The sequence below is a fragment of the Halomonas sp. JS92-SW72 genome, assembly GCF_003547075.1.
Lineage (GTDB): Bacteria > Pseudomonadota > Gammaproteobacteria > Pseudomonadales > Halomonadaceae > Halomonas > Halomonas alkalicola.
In genome coordinates this window covers 642,378-660,740 of the sequence record NZ_CP032147.1, presented here as the reverse complement: position 1 = coordinate 660,740, position 18,363 = coordinate 642,378, and the positions used below count along the sequence as shown (strand labels likewise).

Genomic DNA, 18,363 nt, shown 5'->3' with positions numbered 1-18,363 from the left:
CGTGCCGCGCGCCGAGAGCCCGGGTACAACGACGCGGGGGCGCCGGCATGGCCGGCACCCCCGCGAACGACGGCCGGGCGCGGGGGTCAGCGGGCCCTGAATTTGCGCAGCAGCGGCAGGGTCAGGGAGAGCGCGGCCACCACCAGCAGCGCCAGGGAGATCGGCTTGTCGATAAAGATCGACCAGTCGCCCCCGGAGATCTGCAGCGCCCGGCGCATGGACTCCTCCATGATGCTGCCGAGGATCAGCGCCAGGATCAGCGGCGCGGCCGGGAAGCCGAACAGGCGCATGCCCAGCCCCAGCAGGCCGAAGCCGAGCAGCAGCAACAGGTCGAAGATGCTGAAGCTCATGCCGTAGACCCCGACCATGCAGAAGATCAGGATCAGCGCCAGCAGCAGCGGCCGCGGCAGGTCGAGGATCTTGGCGATCAGCGGGATCAGCGGCAGGTTGAGCACCAGCAGCATGATGTTGCCGATGTACATGCTGGCCACCACGCCCCAGAAGACGTCGGGGCGGTCCACCAGCATCGCAGGCCCGGGGGAGACCCCCATCACCAGCAGGGCGCCGAGCAGCACCGCGGTGGAGCCGGAGCCGGGCACACCGAGGGTCAACAGCGGCACGAAGGAGCCGGTGCAGGCGGCGTTGTTGGCCGATTCCGGCGCCGCAACCCCCTTGATGTTGCCCTTGCCGAAGGTGTCGCCGTCCTTGGCCAGGCGCTTCTCCATGCTGTAGCCGAGGAAGGAGCCGATGGTGGCGCCTGCCCCGGGCAGCACCCCGGTGAAGAAGCCGAGCACGGAGCTGCGGCCGATGGGCGGGGCGATCTGCCTGACCTCCTGCTTCGAGAGCCTGAGCGAACCGATGGCGTTCCGCGGCTGCGCCTTGCCGCCGCCGCCCCTGAGCAGCATGTAGAAGACCTCGGCCAGGGCGAAGATCCCCAGCGCCACCACCAGAAAGTCGATGCCGTCGAGCAGGTGGGCGGTGCCGAAAGTGAAGCGCTCGGTGCCGGTCTGCAGGTCGATGCCCATGATGGAGATCATCACCCCCACCACGGCGGCGATCAGCCCCTTGACCAGCGACTTGTCGGAGAGCGAGACCACCGCAGTGAGACCCAGCACCATCAGCGAGAAGTACTCGGCAGGCCCGAAGCTGACCGCCACCCGGCCAAGCAGCGGCGCCACCATCATCAGGAAGATGATGGAGACGGTGCCGCCGATGAAGGAGGCGTAGGCGGCGATGGCCAGGGCCTTACCGGCCTGGCCCTGCTTGGCCATGGGGTAGCCGTCGAAGGAGGTGGCCACGGTGCCCGCCACGCCCGGGGCGTTGAGCAGGATAGAGGAGGTGGAGCCGCCGAAGATGGCGCCGTAGTAGACCCCGGCCATCAGGATCAGCCCCGAGGAGGGCTCCATGCCGAAGGTGAGCGGGATCATCAGCGCCAGCGCGCTGATCGGCCCGAGCCCTGGCAGCATGCCGATCACCGTGCCGGCGAAGACCCCGGCGAAGACGTAGAAGAGGTTGATCGGGTCCAGCGCGATGCTGAAGCCGTAGATCAGGTTATTGAAGGCGTCCATGGAATCACTCTCTCGCCGGTCAGAACGGCAGCAGGCCGGTGGGCAGGTAGACGCCCATCACCCGGGTCAGGGTCAGGTAGAGGGTCAGCACCACGCCCAGTGAGGTCGCCAGGTTGACGGCGTGTCGGCGATAGCCGTAGTAACCGCCGAGGCCGAAGCAGAGTGCCGTGGAGGCCAGCACGAAGCCCACCGGCACCAGCAGCAGCGCATAGGCGGCAAGGGCGATGGCGGTCACCACCACCCGCGACCAGGGGCGCAGCAGCAGCGGCTCCCTGGGCTCGTCCGTATCGCCGTCGGGCTGGGGCTCGCCGGCGGCGGGCGCCTCGAGGAAGAGCAGCACGGCCAGGCCCAGCAGGGTGAAGCCCAGCACCTTGGGAAAGAGGTCGGAGTCGATGGGGCGCGGCAGGGGGAAAGCCGGGATCTGCCAGGCCATGGCCAGGTAGCCCACCGAGAGCAGCGCCAGCAGCAGGGCGATGATCTGGTTGGAGTTGAGTCGTGTCATGGAAACCTGCCCGACGGCACCGCAGTGCCGACACATGGGGACGGGCCCGCCCGGGAGCCAGGCTCCCGGGCAAGCGGTGAGACAGAGGGATGGAGGGGTCAGCCGCCGAGCAGGCCGAGGTCACCGAGGATGGTACTGAATTGCTCCTTCTGCTCGTCCAGGAAGGCGCCGAACTCCTCGCTGTTCTGGTAGGCATCGATCCAGCCAAGCTGGTCGCGGGCCGCTTCCCAGCCGTCGGTCTCGAGCATCTCGGCGAACAATGCCTCGTAGTAGGCCACCGCCTCCTCGGGCATGTCCGGGGTGCCCATCACGCCGCGCCAGATGTCGAAGGTGTAGTCGATCCCCTGCTCCTGGTAGGTGGGGATGTCCGCCAGCACGCCGCCCAGCCGCTCGGGGGAAGAGACACCGAGGGGACGCAGGCCACTGCCCTCGCCCAGCTGACCGGAGGCCTCGCCCGCGCCGGTGATCACCGCCGCCACGTGACCGCCCATCAGGTTGGTCATCGCCTCGCCGCCGCCGGAGAAGGGAATGTAGTTGATGCTGGCGGCATCCAGGCCGGCCGCGGCGGCCACCCCGGCCATGGAGATATGGTCCATGGAGCCCGGTGCGCTGCCGCCGCCGATGCTCAGGCTGGGGTTCTCGGCGATCGCCTCGAAGAGCTCGTTGAGGTCCTCGTAGGGCGAGTCGGCCTTGACCAGGATGATGGAGTAGTCGGTGATCAGCCGCGCGACGGGAGTGAAGTCGGTGTGGTCATAGCGCGAGGTGCCGGCCAGGGGCACCAGGATGATCGGCGGGCTGGTGGCAAAGAGCTTGTGGGGGTTGCCGGTGTCGCGGGCGATCTGCGCCCAGGCCACGGCGCCGCCGCCGCCCGGCACGTTGATGGCGCCGAAGCTGCGCTCGGCCAGGCCCTCCTCCTGGATCACCCGCGAGACGGTGCGCACCAGGGTGTCCCAGCCGCCGCCAGGGTTGGCCGGGGCGATGAACTCGATGTTGCGGGTCGGGGTCCAGTCGTCGGCCTGGGCGGCCGCGCTCAGGCCGGTCAGGGCGGCCAGCGGCAGGACGATGGCGGTGAGCTTCCTAGCGGTGAACTTGGCAGTCATGGCGATTTCCTCAAGGCGGGTTCGTTGTTATGAAACTACGCAGCGAACGTTAGAGGAGCAGCGCCAGGGATCACAACCTTGTGAACATAATGAAGAAAAAGTGCGTTGTGCGCATTGTGTCCATTCTGCTCACGGCGGCGAGCCCCTCACCCCTCCTCGCACCAGGGCGCGGCATCCCCCACCAGGCGATAGCGACGCTCCGGCCTGCCCACATCACCATAGCCCAGCTCGGCCTCCATCACCTGCACCGAGACCAGGAACTCCAGGTAGCGCCTCGCCGTGGAGCGGCTCGCGCCCATCGCCCTGGCCACCTGCATGGCCGCCAGCGGCGCACTCGCCTCCTCCAGGGCGGCCACCACCGCGCGCAGGGTCAGCCGGTCGATGCCCTTGGGCAGCTGCCGCCGCGACCCGCCCGCCTCGGGCTGCACCCGCGCCAGCACCCGGTCGAGCTCCTCCTGGCTCATCTCGCCACGGGCCGCCAGGGCCGCCCGCTCACGGCGAAAACGCGCCAGCATCTGGGCCATGCGCGAGGCCTCGGCGGGCTTGATCAGGTAGTCGAAGACGCCGCCGCGCAGCGCCTCGCCGATGGTCTCCACCTCCCGGGCGGCGGTGACCATCACCACGTCGACATGGCGGTGGTCGCGGCGCAGCAGCCACAGCAGCTCGAGCCCCTCGACATCGGGCAGGTAGGCGTCGAGCAGCACCAGATCGACCGCCTCCCCGACGTCGGTGAGCAGGGTGCGGGCCTCCGCCCCGGAGCGCGCCATGCCCACCACCCGGAAGCCCTCGCTCTGCTCGATGAAGGCGCGGTGGATCTCGGCGATGCGAAAGTCGTCCTCGATGATCAGGACGCCATGGCCCTGATGATCGAGGTCCTGGCCCTGGACCGACTGGGGGTCGTTCGACATCTCTCCTCCTCTGACGGTGGTGGCGGTTGGGAGCCGGGGCTCGCTCAGGCCGTGGCCGGGTCGCGGCACAGCGAACGGTCCAGCACCACCGTGAAGCAGGCGCCGCCCAGCTCGCTCTCCTCCAGGGTGATGGCACCGCCGTGCTCGGCGCACAGGCGAGCGACCAGCGCCAGGCCGATGCCGCGGTGGCGGCCGGGCTTGGTGGAGTAGCCCTCCTCGAAGATACGCGCCACCTGCTCCGAAGGCACACCGGGACCGTTGTCCTCCACCTCGATCAGCAGCTGCTCGCCCAGGTCGGTGAAGAAGAGCCTGACCCGCGGGAGCTCGTCACGGGCCCCATCGCCATCCGGGCCCGCGCCCTGCCGGGCGGCATCGCAGGCGTTGTCGATGAGATTGCCCAGCACCGTCATCAGCACCTCCTGGCCGGCGGCGGTCATCGGCAGCGAGAAGGAGCTCTGGTCGTCGATCTCCAGCACCACGCCGATCTCGCGGGCCCGGGTCAGCTTGCCGAGCAGGGTACCGCTGATTACCGGGTCGGCCACATGGCCCATCAGGAAGCTCATCTGCGCCTGGGCCCGCTCGCTCTCCTGGTGGATCAGCGCCAGGGCCTCCTGAATGCGATCGAGCTGCAGCAGCCCGGAGAGGGTATAGAGCTTGTTGGAGAACTCGTGGGCCTGGGCGCGCAGCATGTCCACGTCGCGGCTGGCGGCGGTCAGCGCCTCGGAGAGCTCGACGATTTCACGGCGGCTGCGGAAGGTGGCCACGGCCCCCTCGATCTCGCCGGCGTGGCGCACCGGCACGCGGTTGACCACCACCGGGTGGTCGCCGAGCCACATCTGCTGGTCGAACTGCCGCTCGCCGCGCTCGAGCACCTCCAGCAGCCGCGAGTTGGGCACCAGCTCCTGGATCGGCCGCCCCAGCACCTCCCGGGCCTCGGGCAGCCCCAGGAAGCGCCGCGCCTGCTGGTTGACCAGGGTGATCTCGCCCTCTCGGTTGACGGCCAGGATCCCCTCGTGGATCGACTGCAGGATCGCCTCCTTCTCCATGGCGAGGCGGGCGATCTCGTGGGGCTCGAGGCCCAGGATCACCCGCTTGAGATGGTGGGAGAGTCCGTAGGCGCCGGCGAAGCCCAGGGCAATCATGGCCGCCACCAGCCACCAGCCGAGGCTGGTATGTCGCCCCACGTCCAGGGCCACCCGATCGAGCATGAAGCCCACCGAGACGATGCCGATGATGTCGCCCTCGGCGTCGAACACCGGCGTCTTGCCGCGCATCGCCTCGCCCAGGGAGCCCTCGGCCTCGGAGACATAGGACTCGCCGCCGATCAGCGCCCGGTCGTTGTCGCCGCCGACCATGGGCAGGCCGATGCGGTCCGGCAGCGGGTGGGAGTAGCGGATGCCCTCGGCGTTGCCCACCACCACATAGCGCGCCCCGGTGTCGCGGCGGATACGCTCGGCGATGGGCTGGATGGTGACACTGGGGTCGGGCTCGTCGAAGGCCGCGACCAGCTCGGGAATGGTGGCCACGCTCCGGGCCACCGCCAGGGCACGCTGGCCCATCTGGTCGCTGATGATCTCGGCCTTGCGGTGGTTCAGGTAGGCGCCCTGGGCCAGCAGCATGGCGGCCAGCAGCACCCCCACCAGCAGCATCACCTGCAGGCGGAAGCTGCGCATCAGACGGTGGCGACGCGGGCGCTGGTGGCGCAGCCGTCTCACCTCGGTGAGGGCATCCTTGGAATGAGCCGTCATGATGGGCTCCCGACGATCGTGGGGCGCTCATTGTCGCACGCGATGACCAAGCCGTCGCCGGCAGCGCCCGGCCTCAGCCGCGGCTGCCGGTCTCCCAGCCGCCGGCCGCGGCATGGGCGGGATCGAACCAGGCCAGGGTGCCATGCAGCCCGACCACCCCACCGACGATGATCAAGGTGGGCGGCCGGGGCGACACCTGGGCCAGCTGCGCCGGCAGGTCGGCGAGGGTCGCGCGATGCACCCGCTGGCGCGCCGTGGTGCCCTGCTCGATCAGGGCCGCCGGGGTGGTCTCGGGGAGGCCATGGGCCACCAGCTGCCGGCAGATCTCGGGCAGACCATGCAGGCCCATGTAGAAGACCAGGGTCTGGCCGGGGCTGGCCAGGGCCGGCCAGTCCAGCTCGGCGCTGCCATTCTTCAGGTGGCCGGTGATGAAGCGCACCGACTGGGCATGGTCGCGGTGGGTCAGCGGGATGCCGGCATAGGCCGCACACCCCGAGGCAGCGGTGATGCCGGGGACGACCTCCACCGGGATGCCTGCCGCCGCCAGGGTCTCGAGCTCCTCGCCGCCGCGCCCGAAGATGAAGGGATCGCCGCCCTTCAATCGCAGGACACGTTTCCCCGCCCTCGCCCACTCCACCAGCGCCTGGTTGATGCCCTCCTGGGGGACGCTGTGGTTCGAGCGCGCCTTGCCCACGTAGAGGCGCTCGGCCTCCGGGTTGGCCAGGGCCAGGATCTCCCCCCCGACCAGCCGATCGTGCAGGATCACCTCGGCCTGCTGGAGGCGGCGCAGCGCCTTCAGCGTCAGCAGCTGCGGGTCGCCGGGGCCTGCCCCCACCAGGCAGACGCTGCCCGGCGCGAAGGCAGTGCCTGGGGGCTCGTGGGGAGACGGGCTCTGCTGCATATTCCATTACCTCGGACAATCTATTTGTTGATATTCCGGAAGGTAATGATTTTGCCGCGCGCCTGCCACTCTCCATCCGCACCGAGCTTATAACCTTTCCACCGCCCGAAACGGCATCGCCCCCGACGAGGCGGGGGCAATGGGCGGGTGGCGAGAGGGGCTCAGCCCTGGAAGGTGCGACGCAGTCTGGGGCAGGCCAGCTCACCGATCAGGGTGATCACGACCAGCGTCGCCAGCAGCCAGGGCCAGTGCAGGCCGAACTCGATGCGGGCCACGCCCAGGGCGTCGGCGAAGATCACCAGGATGCCCAGCGGGGCCAGGTAGCGCACGGCGAAGAGCCACAGCGCATGGGACCGCGGCGAGAGCCCGAGCTCGTCGCGCAGGATCTCACTCTTGAGCACGAAGCCGGCCAGCAGCACCAGGCCGAGCCCGCCCAGCGGCATCATCCAGCGCGCGGTCAGGTAGTCGAGCCAATCGAAGACGTTGCGCCCGGCCAGGGTCCAGTCGGCCCCCAGGTTGAAGGAGAGCATCGCCAGGGTGCTCACCACCCACAGCACGATGCCGGTGCCCCAGGCCGCGGCGCGGCGCGAGATCCCCTTGTTGTCGGTCAGCCAGGAGACGGTGGCCTCGACCATAGAGATCGACGAGGTAAGCGCCGCCATGGAGAGCATCACGAAGAAGAGGATGCCGAACAGGGTGCCCAGCGGCATCGCCTGGAAGGCCAGCGGCAGGCTCATGAAGATCAGCCCCGGCCCTTCTGCCGGGCTCATGCCGTTGGCGAAGATGATCGGGAAGATCGCCAGCCCGGCCATCAGCGCCACCAGGGTATCGGCGGCGGCCACGGTCAGGGTGGTGCGGGCGATGGAGGCCCGGGCCGGCAGGTAGCTGCCGTAGGTGAGGATGGCACCGGAGGCCAGCGACAGGGTGAAGAAGGCATGGCCCAGGGCCGCCAGCATCCCCTCGCTCGACAGGCTGCCGGCGTTGAAGGCGAACAGGAAGCGCCACGCCTCGCCGAAGCCCCCGGAGAACACGCCGTAGCCGATCAGGATCGCCAGCATCACCACCATGCCGGGCATCATCCAGCTGACGCTGCGCTCGATGCCGGCCTGCACCCCCTTGCCGACGATCAGCATGGTGGCCACCACCACCAGGGTGCTCCAGAAGCCGAGGTTCAGCGGGTTCTCGTTGTTGGCGACGAAGATGCCCACCATGTCGTCGGCGCCGGCCCCGGCGAAGACACCGGTCAGCATCTTCCAGAGGTAGGCGAAGGACCAGCCCGCCACCACCGCATAGAAGGAGAGGATCATGAAGCCGCAGAGCATCGCCATCCAGCCCAGCAGCGACCAGGCGGAGGTGCGACCGGACTCGTTGACGACCCGCCGCACGGCATCGATGGGGCTGCCGCGGCCACGACGCCCGAAGGCGATCTCGGTCATCATCACCGGGATGCCCACCGCCAGGATGCAGGCCAGGTAGACCAGCACGAAGGCGCCGCCGCCGTACTCGCCGGTGATGTAGGGGAATTTCCAGATGTTGCCGAGCCCCACCGCGGAACCGGTGGCCGCCAGCACGAAGCCCCAGCGGCCGAGCCACTGGGCACGAGGTTGTGCGTTCGTTGTCATGTTACACCAGGGGAATCACGTTGCTTTTATGGTTGGACACCACAATACCAGGCCGTTCTGGCCCGGCATTGTGATGGATATTGCCGTGATTTGGCAGCCTGCCATGGCGTTATTCTTCTTCGCGGGCAGGAGACGCCGCGACTCACTCGGCCTTGAGCACGCCGCGACGGATCTGGTCTTCCTCGATGGATTCGAAGAGCGCCTTGAAGTTGCCCTCGCCGAAGCCGTCGTTGCCCTTGCGCTGGATGATCTCGAAGAAGATCGGGCCGATCACCGTGTCGGTGAAGATCTGCAGCAGCACGCCCTCGTCCGGGCCGCCGTCCACCAGCAGGCTGAGCTCGCGCAGGGCCGCCAGGTCCTCCTGGTGGTTGGGCACCCGGGCGTCGAGCTTCTCGTAGTAGGTGTCCGGCGTGGTCAGGAAGGTCACCCCGTTGGCCTTGAGCGCACGCACCGTGGCGTAGATGTCATCGGTGGCCATGGCCAGGTGCTGGATGCCCTCGCCGTTGTACTCGCGCAGGAATTCGGCGATCTGGGAAGTGTCGTCCGCGGACTCGTTGATCGGGATGTGCATCTTGCCGCAGGGGGCGGTCATGGCCCGGGAGTGCAGCCCGGTCATCTTGCCCTCGATGTCGAAGTAGCGGATCTCGCGGAAGTTGGCGATGCGAGTATAGAAGTCGGCCCAGACGTCCATCTGGCCACGCGCGACGTTATGGGTCAGGTGGTCGAGCACCTTGAGGCCCACGCTGCGGTCGGAGGCGCTGCGCCCGGGGATCGGCTCGAAGTCGATGTCATAGATGGTGCGCCCCGCCTCGTCGACGCGGTGGTCGACGAAATAGAGCAGCGAGCCTCCGATGCCTCTGACGGCCGGGATGCCGACCTCACCCGGGCCAACCGGGTTCTCCACCGCCTCGGCGCCGTTGGCCAGGGCATGCTCGAAGGCCTGGCGGGCATCGGCGACCCGCCAGGCCATGGCGCAGGCGCTGGGGCCGTGTAGGCGCGCGAACTCGGCGGCATGGCTCGTAGGCTCGGCGTTGAGCACGAAGTTGACGCCCTCCTGCTGGAACAGGAAGACCTGCTTGGAACGGTGGCGACGGGTCTCGGTGAAGCCCAGCTGGCCGAAGAGCTGGCGCAGCGCCTCAATGCCGGAAGCGTCGGGGGCCGTGAATTCGACGAACTCGAAGCCGTCGGTGCCGATGGGGTTGCCCTTGGCGGTGGGCGTCAGGGGCTCTCGGGCGGGTGCGTTCATGGCGGGTCTCCAGGGGTGTTGTTGTCAGACGCCCGGCCGTGCCGGGTCGCCTCGGTTGTCGAGACCCAGCCTAGAGGGGGCCGAGGCGCCGCGACATGCCCCCGCCGGGCTCGATCGGCCCCCTGTCACCCGTCTCGCGGCCCCCGTCCGTAAGGATTTCGTTACAGCCGCACCTGCCAGCACCGTTCGGCCCCTCGGGCGGCAGAAATTCCTGACAGGGCGTCACGGAATCTTGACACCCACGACGGAACCCACCGGGTCACGGCGACTGGGCTATGCTCATTTTCAAGAGTTTGCGCCGCTCCGCACCTGGGTGCGCCAGCCCGGGAACAACCACTCGGCTGGACCAGGAGGACTCCATGACCAGTGATTCCCCGATCGGCCCCATCGCCCTCCCCGAGACCCGTGCCAGGCGGGTCATCGAGCAGCTGTTGGAGGGCTCCGGGGTGGCCCTCAACGGCCAGGCCCCCCAGGACCTGCGGGTCCATCACCCCGACTTCTTCTCGCGGGTGCTGCGCCAGGGCACCCTGGGGCTCGGCGAGGCATACATGGACGGCTGGTGGGACTGCGACCGCATCGACGAGATGGCCTGCCGGCTGCTGCGTCACGGCCTGGGCGAGCGCGCCCACACCCCCTCCGAACGGCTGATGTACCGGCTGCAGTCGGGCCTGTTCAATCTGCAGAGCAAGGCCCGCGCCTATATTGTGGGCGAGGCCCACTACGACCTCGGCAACGACCTCTTCGAGCGCATGCTCGACCCGACGATGTGCTACTCCTGCGGCTACTGGAAGGAGGCACGCACCCTCCACGAGGCGCAGCTGGCCAAGCTGGAACTGGCATGCCGCAAGCTCGAGCTCGCACCCGGCATGCGCGTGCTGGACATCGGCTGCGGCTGGGGCAGCTTCGCCGAACACGCCGCCCGTCACCACGGCGTGGAGGTCACCGGCATCACCATCTCGCGGGAACAGGCCGAGCTGGCCCGCGAACGCTGTCGGGGCCTGCCGGTGTCCATCGAGCTCATGGACTATCGGGACCTGAGCGGCCGCTATGACCGCATCGTCTCCATCGGCATGTTCGAACACGTTGGCCACCGCAACTACCCGACCTACTTCCGCACCGTGTCGGAGCACCTGACCCCGGAGGGCCTCTTCCTGCTGCACACCATCGGCTCGAACAGCTCGGAGATCACCGCCGACCCCTGGGTCAACAAGTACATCTTCCCCAACGGGGTGCTGCCGTCGGCCATGCATATCGCCAGGGCTAGCGAACCCCACCTGCTGCTGGAGGACTGGCAGAACTTCGGGCCCGACTACGACCCGACCCTGATGGCCTGGCTGGCCAACTTCGACGCCCGCTGGCACGAGGTAGCGGCACGTTACAACGAACGCACCCGGCGCATGTTCCGGTATTACCTCTCCGTCTGCGCCGGCGCCTTCCGCGCCCGCGACCTGCAGCTCTGGCAGATGGTCTTCTCCCGCCAGCGCCGCGGTCGCTACGACGCCCCGCGCTGAATCCCCCCTCCCGACGGCCATCGCCTACCCACTCGGGTGGATAGGAGCCGGTGGCGATTGCGCGTATCATGACGCGGCCGCGCGGGGGGCCTGCCCTCTCCGCCCCGGGGCTTGCGCCCCGGCCGGCAGACAACCACAACAGCCGCTGTACTCAGCTGGAAACACGAGGAGACCCGCATGACATCGACGACTGTCATGCCGGGCGGGGAAAGCCCCATGGCCGACCCGGGCATGACCGAGCGGCTGCCCGGCGTCATCTTCCGGTTGCACCGGGCCCGGGACGGCAGGCTGCATTTTCCCTATCTGGCGGGCAGCGGACTGCGCCTCATCGGTGCCTCCGTCGAACAGCTCGCCCGGGATGCACGCCCCGCCCTGGAACACCTCGGCGAGGAGGAGTACCCGCGCCTGATGACGGCCATCGAGCGCTCGGTCAGCGACATGACCCCCATCGCCACTAAGTTTCGACTCCCGCTCAAGGGACGCGGCGTGCGCTGGATCGCCCTGCGCGCCCAGCCATCGGCCGAGCAGGACGGGACCCTCTGGCACGGCATGATGATCGACATCACCGAGCAGGTGGCCGAGGAGGCTCGGCTGCGCCGGCTCTCGGACACCGACGACCTCACCGGCTGCGCCAACCGGCGCCGCCTGATGCACCGCCTGGACGAGGAGATCTCGCGCAGCAACCGCCATGCCACCCCGCTCTCTCTGATGATTCTCGATATCGATCACTTCAAGCAGGTCAACGACGGCTGGGGCCACCTGCAGGGTGACAGGGTCCTGAGGGCGCTGGCGGCGCTGTGTCGCGACAGCCTGCGCGAGGAGGATCTGGTGGCGCGCCTGGGCGGCGAGGAGTTCGCCCTGCTGCTGCCGCTGACGCCCGAGAGCCGCGGCCAGCACCTGGCCGAGCGGCTGGTCGAGCGCATCGCCGCACACGACTTCGGCCTCCCCGGACGCACGGTGACCGTCAGCATCGGCATCGCGGAGCATCGCATCGGCGAGGACCGTGACAGCCTGCTGAACCGCGCCGACCGCCGCCTCTATGCCGCCAAGCATGCCGGACGCAACCGGGTGGTCACCAGCCCCTGACGCCCGCCGATGGACTACACTGTATGCCCATACATACGAAGGCTGACAAGGGAATGGCGACATGATCGAGCAGACACTCCGACAGGTATTCGGCCATGACGACTTTCGCCCAGGGCAGCGCCCGGTGGTCGAGGCCGTGGTGGCCGGCCGCTCGGCGGCGGCGATCTTCCCCACCGGCTCCGGCAAGTCGCTCTGCTACCAGCTGCCCGCCCTCCACCTGCCGCACCTGACGCTTGTGATCTCGCCGCTGCTGGCGCTGATGCAGGACCAGCTCGCCTTCCTGCGGCGCCACGGCATCGCCGCCGCCAGCATCGACTCCGGCCAGAGCCGCGACGAGGCCGCCGCGGTGATGGGCGGGGTCGAGCGTGGCGAAATCCGCATCCTGATGATCTCGGTGGAGCGCCTGAAGAACGAGCGCTTCCGCGCCTTCATCCGCCGCGTGCCGATCTCGCTGATGGTGGTGGACGAGGCCCACTGCATCTCCGAATGGGGCCACAATTTCCGCCCCGACTACCTGAAGCTCCCCGACTACCAGCGCGAGTTCGCGATTCCCCAGGTGCTGCTGCTCACCGCGACCGCCACCCCGCGGGTCATCGAGGACATGCGCCGGCGCTTCGGCATCGCCGAGGCCGACGTCACCCTCACCGGCTTCTACCGGCCCAACCTGGACCTGACGGTGGCGCCGGTGGCCGCCGACTCCCGCCCGCGTGCCCTAGCGACCTGGCTCAAGGCACACCAGGGCGGTGACGTGGGCTTCCCCACCATCGTCTACGTGACCCTGCAGCAGACCGCCGAACGCCTGGCCGCCTATCTGGACAAGGCTGGCGTCAAGGCCATCGCCTATCACGCCGGACTGGAGAGCGAGCGGCGCGAGGCGATCCAGCGCGACTTCATGGCCGGGAAGACCTCCTGCATCGTCGCCACCATCGCCTTCGGCATGGGCATCGACAAGGCCGACATCCGCGCCGTGGTCCACTTCGACCTGCCCAAGTCCATCGAGAACTACAGCCAGGAGATCGGCCGCGCGGGCCGTGATGGCCAGCCATCGGAGTGCCTGATGCTGGCGGGGCGCGACACCCTCGGCGTGCTGGAGACCTTCGTCTACGGCGATACCCCGGAGCGCCAGGGCATCGACCGGGTGATCGATGCCCTGGTCGACGCCGCCGAGCACCACGGCGGCGACTGGGAGCTCACCCTGAACGCCCTCTCCCGGGACAGCGATATCCGTCCATTGCCGCTCAAGACGCTGCTGGTGCAGCTGGAGCTGCGCGGCATCATCGCCCCTCGCCACAGCTACTTCGCCGACTACCGCTTCCGCCTGCAGGAGGAGCCCGAAGCCCTGGTCGAGCGCTTTGCGGGCGAGCGCCGCGCCTTCGTCCAGGCCCTCCTCGATGCCGCCCCCCGGGCGCGCACCTGGCACGCCCTGGACTTCGCGGCCCTGGAGCGGCTGGGCGCGGAGCGCGGGCTGGAGGTCCCGCGCGGCCGGGTGCTCACCGCTCTGGAGTATTTCGTCGAGAAGGGGTGGATGGTGCTCGAGAGCAAGCAGCTCACCGAGGTCTACCGGGTGCTCGCGCCCCCCCGGGACCCCGGCGCCCTCGGCGCCGAGCTCCACGCCTACTTCCGCGACAGGGAACAGGCCGAGATCGCCCGCCTGCACGCCATGCTGGCGCTGTTCGAGTCCGATGACTGCCTCAGTCGACGGCTCGCCGAGTGGTTCGGCGACACCCAGGCCCCGGTGCACTGCGGCCACTGCTCCGCCTGCCGGGGCCAGCCCGCGCGGCTGCCGGCCCCGCCGCCCCTGGCCCCGCTGGAGGAGCGGGAGCTCGCCGCATACCTCGTGGCGCTGGGCCCTCGGCTCGCCGAGGATGCCGCCGGCGGGCCCGCCACGGCAGACCTGCTGGCGCGCTTCCTGTGCGGCATCACCACGCCCCGCCTCACCCGGCTCAAGGCGCGCGGCCTGCCCGGCTTCGGGGCGCTCGAGGCCTACCCCTACGCCGAGGTGCGCGAGGCAGTGCACAGGAGCACCGCGGCCCCGACAGGGGCCTGAACGGCGCCGCTTCAGCCCGCGCCGGGGAGGCGACCACGCCGCTGCAGCCAGCGCGTCGCCAGGTGTACCGGCAGGTAGATCAGCAGCGGCCACAGCGCCATCAGCCCCGCCAGGTAGACCAGCGGCGGCAGCCACTCCTGATGGGTGCCGAAGGGGCCGTGCACCCAGTTGATGTTGCGCTCGGCCTCGGTGAGCAGGTAGCTCGCCGGCACCACCAGCCAGGTCAGCACGGACTGCCAGGCCAGCGCCCGCGGCGCATAGCCGAGCCGCCAGATGGCCAGCCCCGCCACCACCGGCAGCACCAGGTGGTAGAGCGACATCAGCCGGGTCAGCAGCGGCTGGTCGTCATCGAACATGTACTCGGTGCCACCGATGGGATGCACCCCAGTCAGCCAGGCCGTGCCCACGTCCAGTGCCCACAGGGTGCCCACCAGGGCCACTGCCAGCCACTGCATGGAGAGCAGGAGCCGGCTCTCCCGCCACAGGCCGACCAGGATCAGGAAGCTCGCCAGGTTGCACAGCCAGAAGTAGTTCTGCGGCCCGAGCAGCACCCAGTAGGTGGGCGCCCAGCCGATGATCCAGGCGGTGAAGGCGAGCTTCAGCCACAGCGGCAGCTGACCCGGTGCAGCGTTGTTCGACATGACGCCCTCCTGTTCGGCCGGCTCCATCAGGCATCGCCCTCCTCCCCGCCGATGCCGTGGCGCCGGAGCTTGTTGGCGATGGTAGTGTGGGAGACCCCGAGCCGCCTGGCCAGCTGCCGGCTGGAGGGAAAGCGGGGATAGAGGGCGGCCAGCACCCGCTGCTCCACCGCGCCCATGATCTCGGCCAGGCTTCCCGACAAATCCAGGCCGGCCAGCAGGGGGCCCTCCCCCACCTCGGGCAGGCGCAGGTGAAGGGGATCGATGCGGGCCCCGTCACACAGCGAGACCGCCTGGAAAAGCACGTTCTCCAGCTGGCGCACGTTGCCGGGCCAGGGGTAGGCCGCAAGGCGAGCCAGGGCCGCGGCCGAGAGCGCCGGCAGCGGGCAGCCGATCTGGCGGGCGGCACGGTCGATGAAATGCTCCGCCAGGGCGGGGATGCCGTCGCGACAGTCGCGCAGCGGCGGCACCGAAAGCGACAGCACGTTGAGGCGATGGAAGAGGTCGTGGCGGAAGCGCCCCTCGGCGCACAGCCGCGGCAGGTCCTGCTGGGTAGCACAGATCACCCGGACGTCGAGCCAGGTCTCCTCGTCGCTGCCCACCCGCCGGAAGCCGCCGTCCTGGAGGAACCGCAGCAGCTTGGCCTGCAGGCGCGGGCTCATCTCCCCCACCTCGTCCAGGAAGATGGTGCCGCCGGCGGTGAGCTCGAGCAGGCCGAGCTTGCCCTCCGGCCGGGCCCCCTCGAAGGCGCCGGGGGCATAGCCGAAGAGCTCGGTCTCGGCCATGGACTCCGGCAGACCCGCGCAGTTGAGCGCCATGAAGGGGGCCTGGCCGCGGGGACTCGCCAGGTGGCAGGCCCGCGCCAGCAGCTCCTTGCCGGTGCCGGTCTCGCCCTGGATCAGCAGCGGCGCATCCAGCGGTGCCATGCGCCGGGCCTCCCGGGTCAGCGCCTCCAGACGCGGGCTGGCCTGGAAGATCGCCTCGAAGCCCCGCAGCTCCTGGCGCTGCACCTGATAGATGCGCTCGCCGATGCGCTCGGCACGGTGCAGGGTCACCACGGCGCCGGCCAGTGACGCCACGTCATCGAGATGCTCCCGGTGCAGCGGCGCGATGTCGGCCAGGAAGGTGGTATCACGCAGGGTGACGCGCAGGCCGTTGACCCGGGCGTTGTTGCGCCGGACCAGCTCGGGCAGGTCCAGGTCGGGCAGGTAGCGGTCCAGGGAGAGGCCCGGCACCTCGTCGATGCGCACGCCGAGCAGCTGGCCGGCGGCGCGATTGGCGGCCACCACCTGCCCCTCCATGTCGATGGACATCACCGGGTCGGTGAGCGAGGAGAGCAGCGCATCGAGCTCCAGGTGGCGCCGCTCGCTGGGCATCAGGCCAACCCGGCGCACCGCGAAGACCCCGGGCACCGCCTCCAGCTCGGGCTTGAGGGTCACCAACTGGGCATTGAGCAGGTGGGGCACATGCAGGTAGATGGCATTGCCCTGCTCGCCCCCCACCTCGCCACGGGCCACGTTGAGGCCATAGTCGGCAAAGTGGGCCACGATATCGCGCAGGATGCCCACCCGATTCTGGCAGTGAAACCTCAGACGCATGGTGGCAACGCTCCTCAGGGGGATCAGAGAGGCCAGGCCGGCAACGGGGTGTCACGCCGGCATGACGGAGTGTCAAGATAACGTGACACCCCCGGCGGCTCAATCCCGCCGCCACCGCCGCGGGTGCTTGACGCCCGGGGCCGGCTGCACGACCTTGACAGGGTCATGCCATCACCCCGGGAGCCACACCATGAGCCAGCTGTCCCAGCAGCCCTGCGAGGCCTGCCGCAAGGGCGCCCCCACCGTCAGCGAAGCCGAGATCGCGCTGTTCAAGCCGGAGATCCCCCAGTGGAAGATCGTCGAGCGCGATGGCATCATGCAGCTGGAGCGGGCCTTCACCTTCCCCGACTTTAAGCAGGCGCTGGCCTTCACCAACCGCGTCGGCGAGATCGCCGAGGCGGCGGGTCACCACCCGGCCCTGCTGACCGAATGGGGCAAGGTCACCGTGACCTGGTGGTCACACAAGATACGGGGCCTGCACAGGAACGACTTCATTCTTGCCGCCAGAACCGACGAGGTAGCGAATTAAATGTTCGAACACATTGAGCGGGTTCCCGGGGACGCCATCCTCGGTCTCATCGAGGCCTTCAAGAAGGACACCAACCCCCAGAAGGTCGACCTCGGCGTCGGCGTCTACAAGGATGCCCAGGGCAACACCCCGGTGATGCGCGCGGTCAAGGAAGCCGAGGCCCTGCTGCTCAAGAACGAGACCACCAAGACCTACATCGGCTCCCACGGGGCGCCCGCGTACGGTGAGGTGGTGCTGCCGATGGTGCTGGGCGAGGGCTCTCCGGTCCTCGCGGCGAACCGCGCCAGCGCCACCCAGTCACCCGGCGGCACCGGCGCCCTGCGCCTGGCGGCCGACTTCATCGCCAAGGAGCTGCCCGGCAAGGGGATCTGGGTCTCCGACCCCACCTGGCCGAACCACCACGGCATCTTCACCGCCGCCGGCATCGCGCTGCACAAGTACCCCTATGTGGACGCCGACAACCGCCTCGACTTCGACGGCATGCTCGCCGCCCTGAAGCAGATTCCCGAGGGCGACGTGGTGGTGCTGCACGCCTGCTGCCACAACCCCACCGGCTTCGACCTCTCCCGGGAGCAGTGGCAGACCGTGCTCGAGGTGCTGCGCGAGCGTAACCTGCTGCCGCTGGTCGACTTCGCCTACCAGGGCTTCGGCGAGGGCCTGGAGGAGGACGCCTTCGCCGTGCGCCTGCTGGCCGAGCACCTCGACGAGGTGATCATCACCAGCTCCTGCTCCAAGAACTTCGGCATCTACTGCGAGCGTACCGGCGCCTTGATCATGGTGGCGAAGAACGCCGAGCAGATGGAGAACGTCCGCTCGCAGATCGCCATCGTGGCCCGTGAGAACTACTCCAACCCGCCGGCCCACGGCGGCGCCATCGTCAGCGAGATCCTGCACTCCGCGGAGCTCGCCGCCATCTGGCGCGAGGAGCTCACCGAGATGCGCGACCGCATCAACACCCTGCGTCGCGACTTCGTCGAGGCCCTGAAGCCCTACGGCCTGGACCAGAAGTATGCCCACATCGCCGAGCAGCGCGGCATGTTCAGCTACACCGGCCTGACGCCTGAGCAGGTCGATCGCCTGCGCGACGAGTTCGGCATCTACATGGTGCGCTCCGGCCGCGCCAACGTGGCGGGCTTCTCCCACGAGAACCTGCCCTACCTGGCCAAGGCCGTCGCCGCGGTCAACTGATCGCCGCACCGCCAGCCATGCCGACGCCCGGGCCCTGCCCGGGCGTTTTCGTTTCGGGTAGACTCCCCCCTGTTTTTCGCTGCGCCGGGGACCAGGGCGGCCTCGGGGCGCCCAGGGCAGCACCAGTCTTGACCAATCAGTCAGGTCGCATACAGACTGACGCCTGCCTTG

Annotated in this window: 15 protein-coding genes; 5 read left to right on the top strand and 10 right to left on the bottom strand. The window is 69.1% G+C overall.

Annotation, left to right across the window (positions count from 1 at the left end; genetic code table 11):
• Positions 1-86 precede the first annotated feature (86 nt).
• From D1793_RS03130 to hppD, 8 genes are all read right to left on the bottom strand, one after another.
• Positions 87-1,568: a tripartite tricarboxylate transporter permease gene (locus D1793_RS03130; RefSeq protein WP_119020846.1), complete on the bottom strand. Its 1,482-nt coding sequence runs from the start codon at positions 1,566-1,568 to the stop codon at positions 87-89.
• 19 nt (positions 1,569-1,587) lie between these two features.
• A complete protein-coding gene (locus D1793_RS03125) occupies positions 1,588-2,070 on the bottom strand; it encodes a tripartite tricarboxylate transporter TctB family protein (protein ID WP_119020845.1) in 483 nt (160 codons plus the stop codon).
• Between the two features lie 98 nt (positions 2,071-2,168).
• Positions 2,169-3,170 (bottom strand): tripartite tricarboxylate transporter substrate-binding protein, encoded by a 1,002-nt coding sequence (locus tag D1793_RS03120; protein ID WP_119020844.1) that lies wholly within the window; start codon positions 3,168-3,170, stop codon positions 2,169-2,171.
• 146 nt (positions 3,171-3,316) lie between these two features.
• A complete protein-coding gene (locus tag D1793_RS03115; protein ID WP_119020843.1) occupies positions 3,317-4,078 on the bottom strand; it encodes a response regulator in 762 nt (253 codons plus the stop codon).
• Between the two features lie 44 nt (positions 4,079-4,122).
• Positions 4,123-5,826 carry a sensor histidine kinase gene (locus D1793_RS03110; protein ID WP_119020842.1) on the bottom strand — a complete coding sequence of 568 codons (1,704 nt, stop codon included), beginning with the start codon at positions 5,824-5,826 and terminating at the stop codon, positions 4,123-4,125.
• Between the two features lie 73 nt (positions 5,827-5,899).
• Positions 5,900-6,727: a uroporphyrinogen-III C-methyltransferase gene (gene cobA, locus D1793_RS03105; protein WP_119020841.1), complete on the bottom strand. Its 828-nt coding sequence runs from the start codon at positions 6,725-6,727 to the stop codon at positions 5,900-5,902.
• A 161-nt stretch (positions 6,728-6,888) separates the two neighbouring features.
• Positions 6,889-8,349: a sodium-dependent transporter gene (locus tag D1793_RS03100; RefSeq protein ID WP_119020840.1), complete on the bottom strand. Its 1,461-nt coding sequence runs from the start codon at positions 8,347-8,349 to the stop codon at positions 6,889-6,891.
• A gap of 142 nt (positions 8,350-8,491) precedes the next feature.
• The gene (gene hppD / locus D1793_RS03095; protein ID WP_119020839.1) at positions 8,492-9,595 is read right to left on the bottom strand and encodes a 4-hydroxyphenylpyruvate dioxygenase; all 1,104 of its coding nucleotides are present in this window, start codon (positions 9,593-9,595) and stop codon (positions 8,492-8,494) included.
• Between the two features lie 359 nt (positions 9,596-9,954).
• On the opposite strand from hppD, the gene cfa reads away from it, so the two are divergent.
• The 3 genes from cfa to D1793_RS03080 all read left to right on the top strand — a co-directional run bounded on the left by cfa (position 9,955) and on the right by D1793_RS03080 (position 14,239).
• Entirely contained in the window at positions 9,955-11,106 is a 1,152-nt protein-coding gene (gene cfa, locus D1793_RS03090) for a cyclopropane fatty acyl phospholipid synthase (RefSeq protein ID WP_119020838.1), read from the top strand.
• A gap of 177 nt (positions 11,107-11,283) precedes the next feature.
• Positions 11,284-12,192 carry a sensor domain-containing diguanylate cyclase gene (locus tag D1793_RS03085; RefSeq protein ID WP_240407759.1) on the top strand — a complete coding sequence of 303 codons (909 nt, stop codon included), beginning with the start codon at positions 11,284-11,286 and terminating at the stop codon, positions 12,190-12,192.
• Positions 12,193-12,253: 61 nt separating this feature from the next.
• Complete coding sequence (locus tag D1793_RS03080; RefSeq protein WP_119020836.1) at positions 12,254-14,239, top strand: ATP-dependent DNA helicase RecQ; 1,986 nt, start codon at positions 12,254-12,256, stop codon at positions 14,237-14,239.
• Positions 14,240-14,250: 11 nt separating this feature from the next.
• On the opposite strand, the gene D1793_RS03075 is transcribed toward D1793_RS03080, so the two are convergent.
• Together D1793_RS03075 and D1793_RS03070 are read right to left on the bottom strand one after the other, a co-directional pair.
• Positions 14,251-14,880 (bottom strand): hypothetical protein, encoded by a 630-nt coding sequence (locus D1793_RS03075; protein ID WP_119023548.1) that lies wholly within the window; start codon positions 14,878-14,880, stop codon positions 14,251-14,253.
• Positions 14,881-14,906: 26 nt separating this feature from the next.
• Positions 14,907-16,475 (bottom strand): sigma-54-dependent transcriptional regulator, encoded by a 1,569-nt coding sequence (locus tag D1793_RS03070; RefSeq protein ID WP_119020835.1) that lies wholly within the window; start codon positions 16,473-16,475, stop codon positions 14,907-14,909.
• Positions 16,476-16,665: 190 nt separating this feature from the next.
• On the opposite strand from D1793_RS03070, the gene D1793_RS03065 reads away from it, so the two are divergent.
• Both D1793_RS03065 and D1793_RS03060 read left to right on the top strand, forming a co-directional pair.
• Positions 16,666-17,004, top strand: coding sequence for a 4a-hydroxytetrahydrobiopterin dehydratase (locus D1793_RS03065; RefSeq protein WP_119020834.1), 339 nt, complete (start codon positions 16,666-16,668; stop codon positions 17,002-17,004).
• Entirely contained in the window at positions 17,005-18,192 is a 1,188-nt protein-coding gene (locus tag D1793_RS03060) for an amino acid aminotransferase (RefSeq protein WP_119020833.1), read from the top strand.
• Positions 18,193-18,363 lie beyond the last annotated feature (171 nt).

Coding starts and splice junctions, on each gene's coding strand:
- D1793_RS03130 (WP_119020846.1), bottom strand. CDS start 1,568: ATGGACGCCTTCAATAACCTGATCTACGGCTTCAGCATCGCGCTGGAC.
- D1793_RS03125 (WP_119020845.1), bottom strand. CDS start 2,070: ATGACACGACTCAACTCCAACCAGATCATCGCCCTGCTGCTGGCGCTG.
- D1793_RS03120 (WP_119020844.1), bottom strand. CDS start 3,170: ATGACTGCCAAGTTCACCGCTAGGAAGCTCACCGCCATCGTCCTGCCG.
- D1793_RS03115 (WP_119020843.1), bottom strand. CDS start 4,078: ATGTCGAACGACCCCCAGTCGGTCCAGGGCCAGGACCTCGATCATCAG.
- D1793_RS03110 (WP_119020842.1), bottom strand. CDS start 5,826: ATGACGGCTCATTCCAAGGATGCCCTCACCGAGGTGAGACGGCTGCGC.
- cobA (WP_119020841.1), bottom strand. CDS start 6,727: ATGCAGCAGAGCCCGTCTCCCCACGAGCCCCCAGGCACTGCCTTCGCG.
- D1793_RS03100 (WP_119020840.1), bottom strand. CDS start 8,349: ATGACAACGAACGCACAACCTCGTGCCCAGTGGCTCGGCCGCTGGGGC.
- hppD (WP_119020839.1), bottom strand. CDS start 9,595: ATGAACGCACCCGCCCGAGAGCCCCTGACGCCCACCGCCAAGGGCAAC.
- cfa (WP_119020838.1), top strand. CDS start 9,955: ATGACCAGTGATTCCCCGATCGGCCCCATCGCCCTCCCCGAGACCCGT.
- D1793_RS03085 (WP_240407759.1), top strand. CDS start 11,284: ATGACATCGACGACTGTCATGCCGGGCGGGGAAAGCCCCATGGCCGAC.
- D1793_RS03080 (WP_119020836.1), top strand. CDS start 12,254: ATGATCGAGCAGACACTCCGACAGGTATTCGGCCATGACGACTTTCGC.
- D1793_RS03075 (WP_119023548.1), bottom strand. CDS start 14,880: ATGTCGAACAACGCTGCACCGGGTCAGCTGCCGCTGTGGCTGAAGCTC.
- D1793_RS03070 (WP_119020835.1), bottom strand. CDS start 16,475: ATGCGTCTGAGGTTTCACTGCCAGAATCGGGTGGGCATCCTGCGCGAT.
- D1793_RS03065 (WP_119020834.1), top strand. CDS start 16,666: ATGAGCCAGCTGTCCCAGCAGCCCTGCGAGGCCTGCCGCAAGGGCGCC.
- D1793_RS03060 (WP_119020833.1), top strand. CDS start 17,005: ATGTTCGAACACATTGAGCGGGTTCCCGGGGACGCCATCCTCGGTCTC.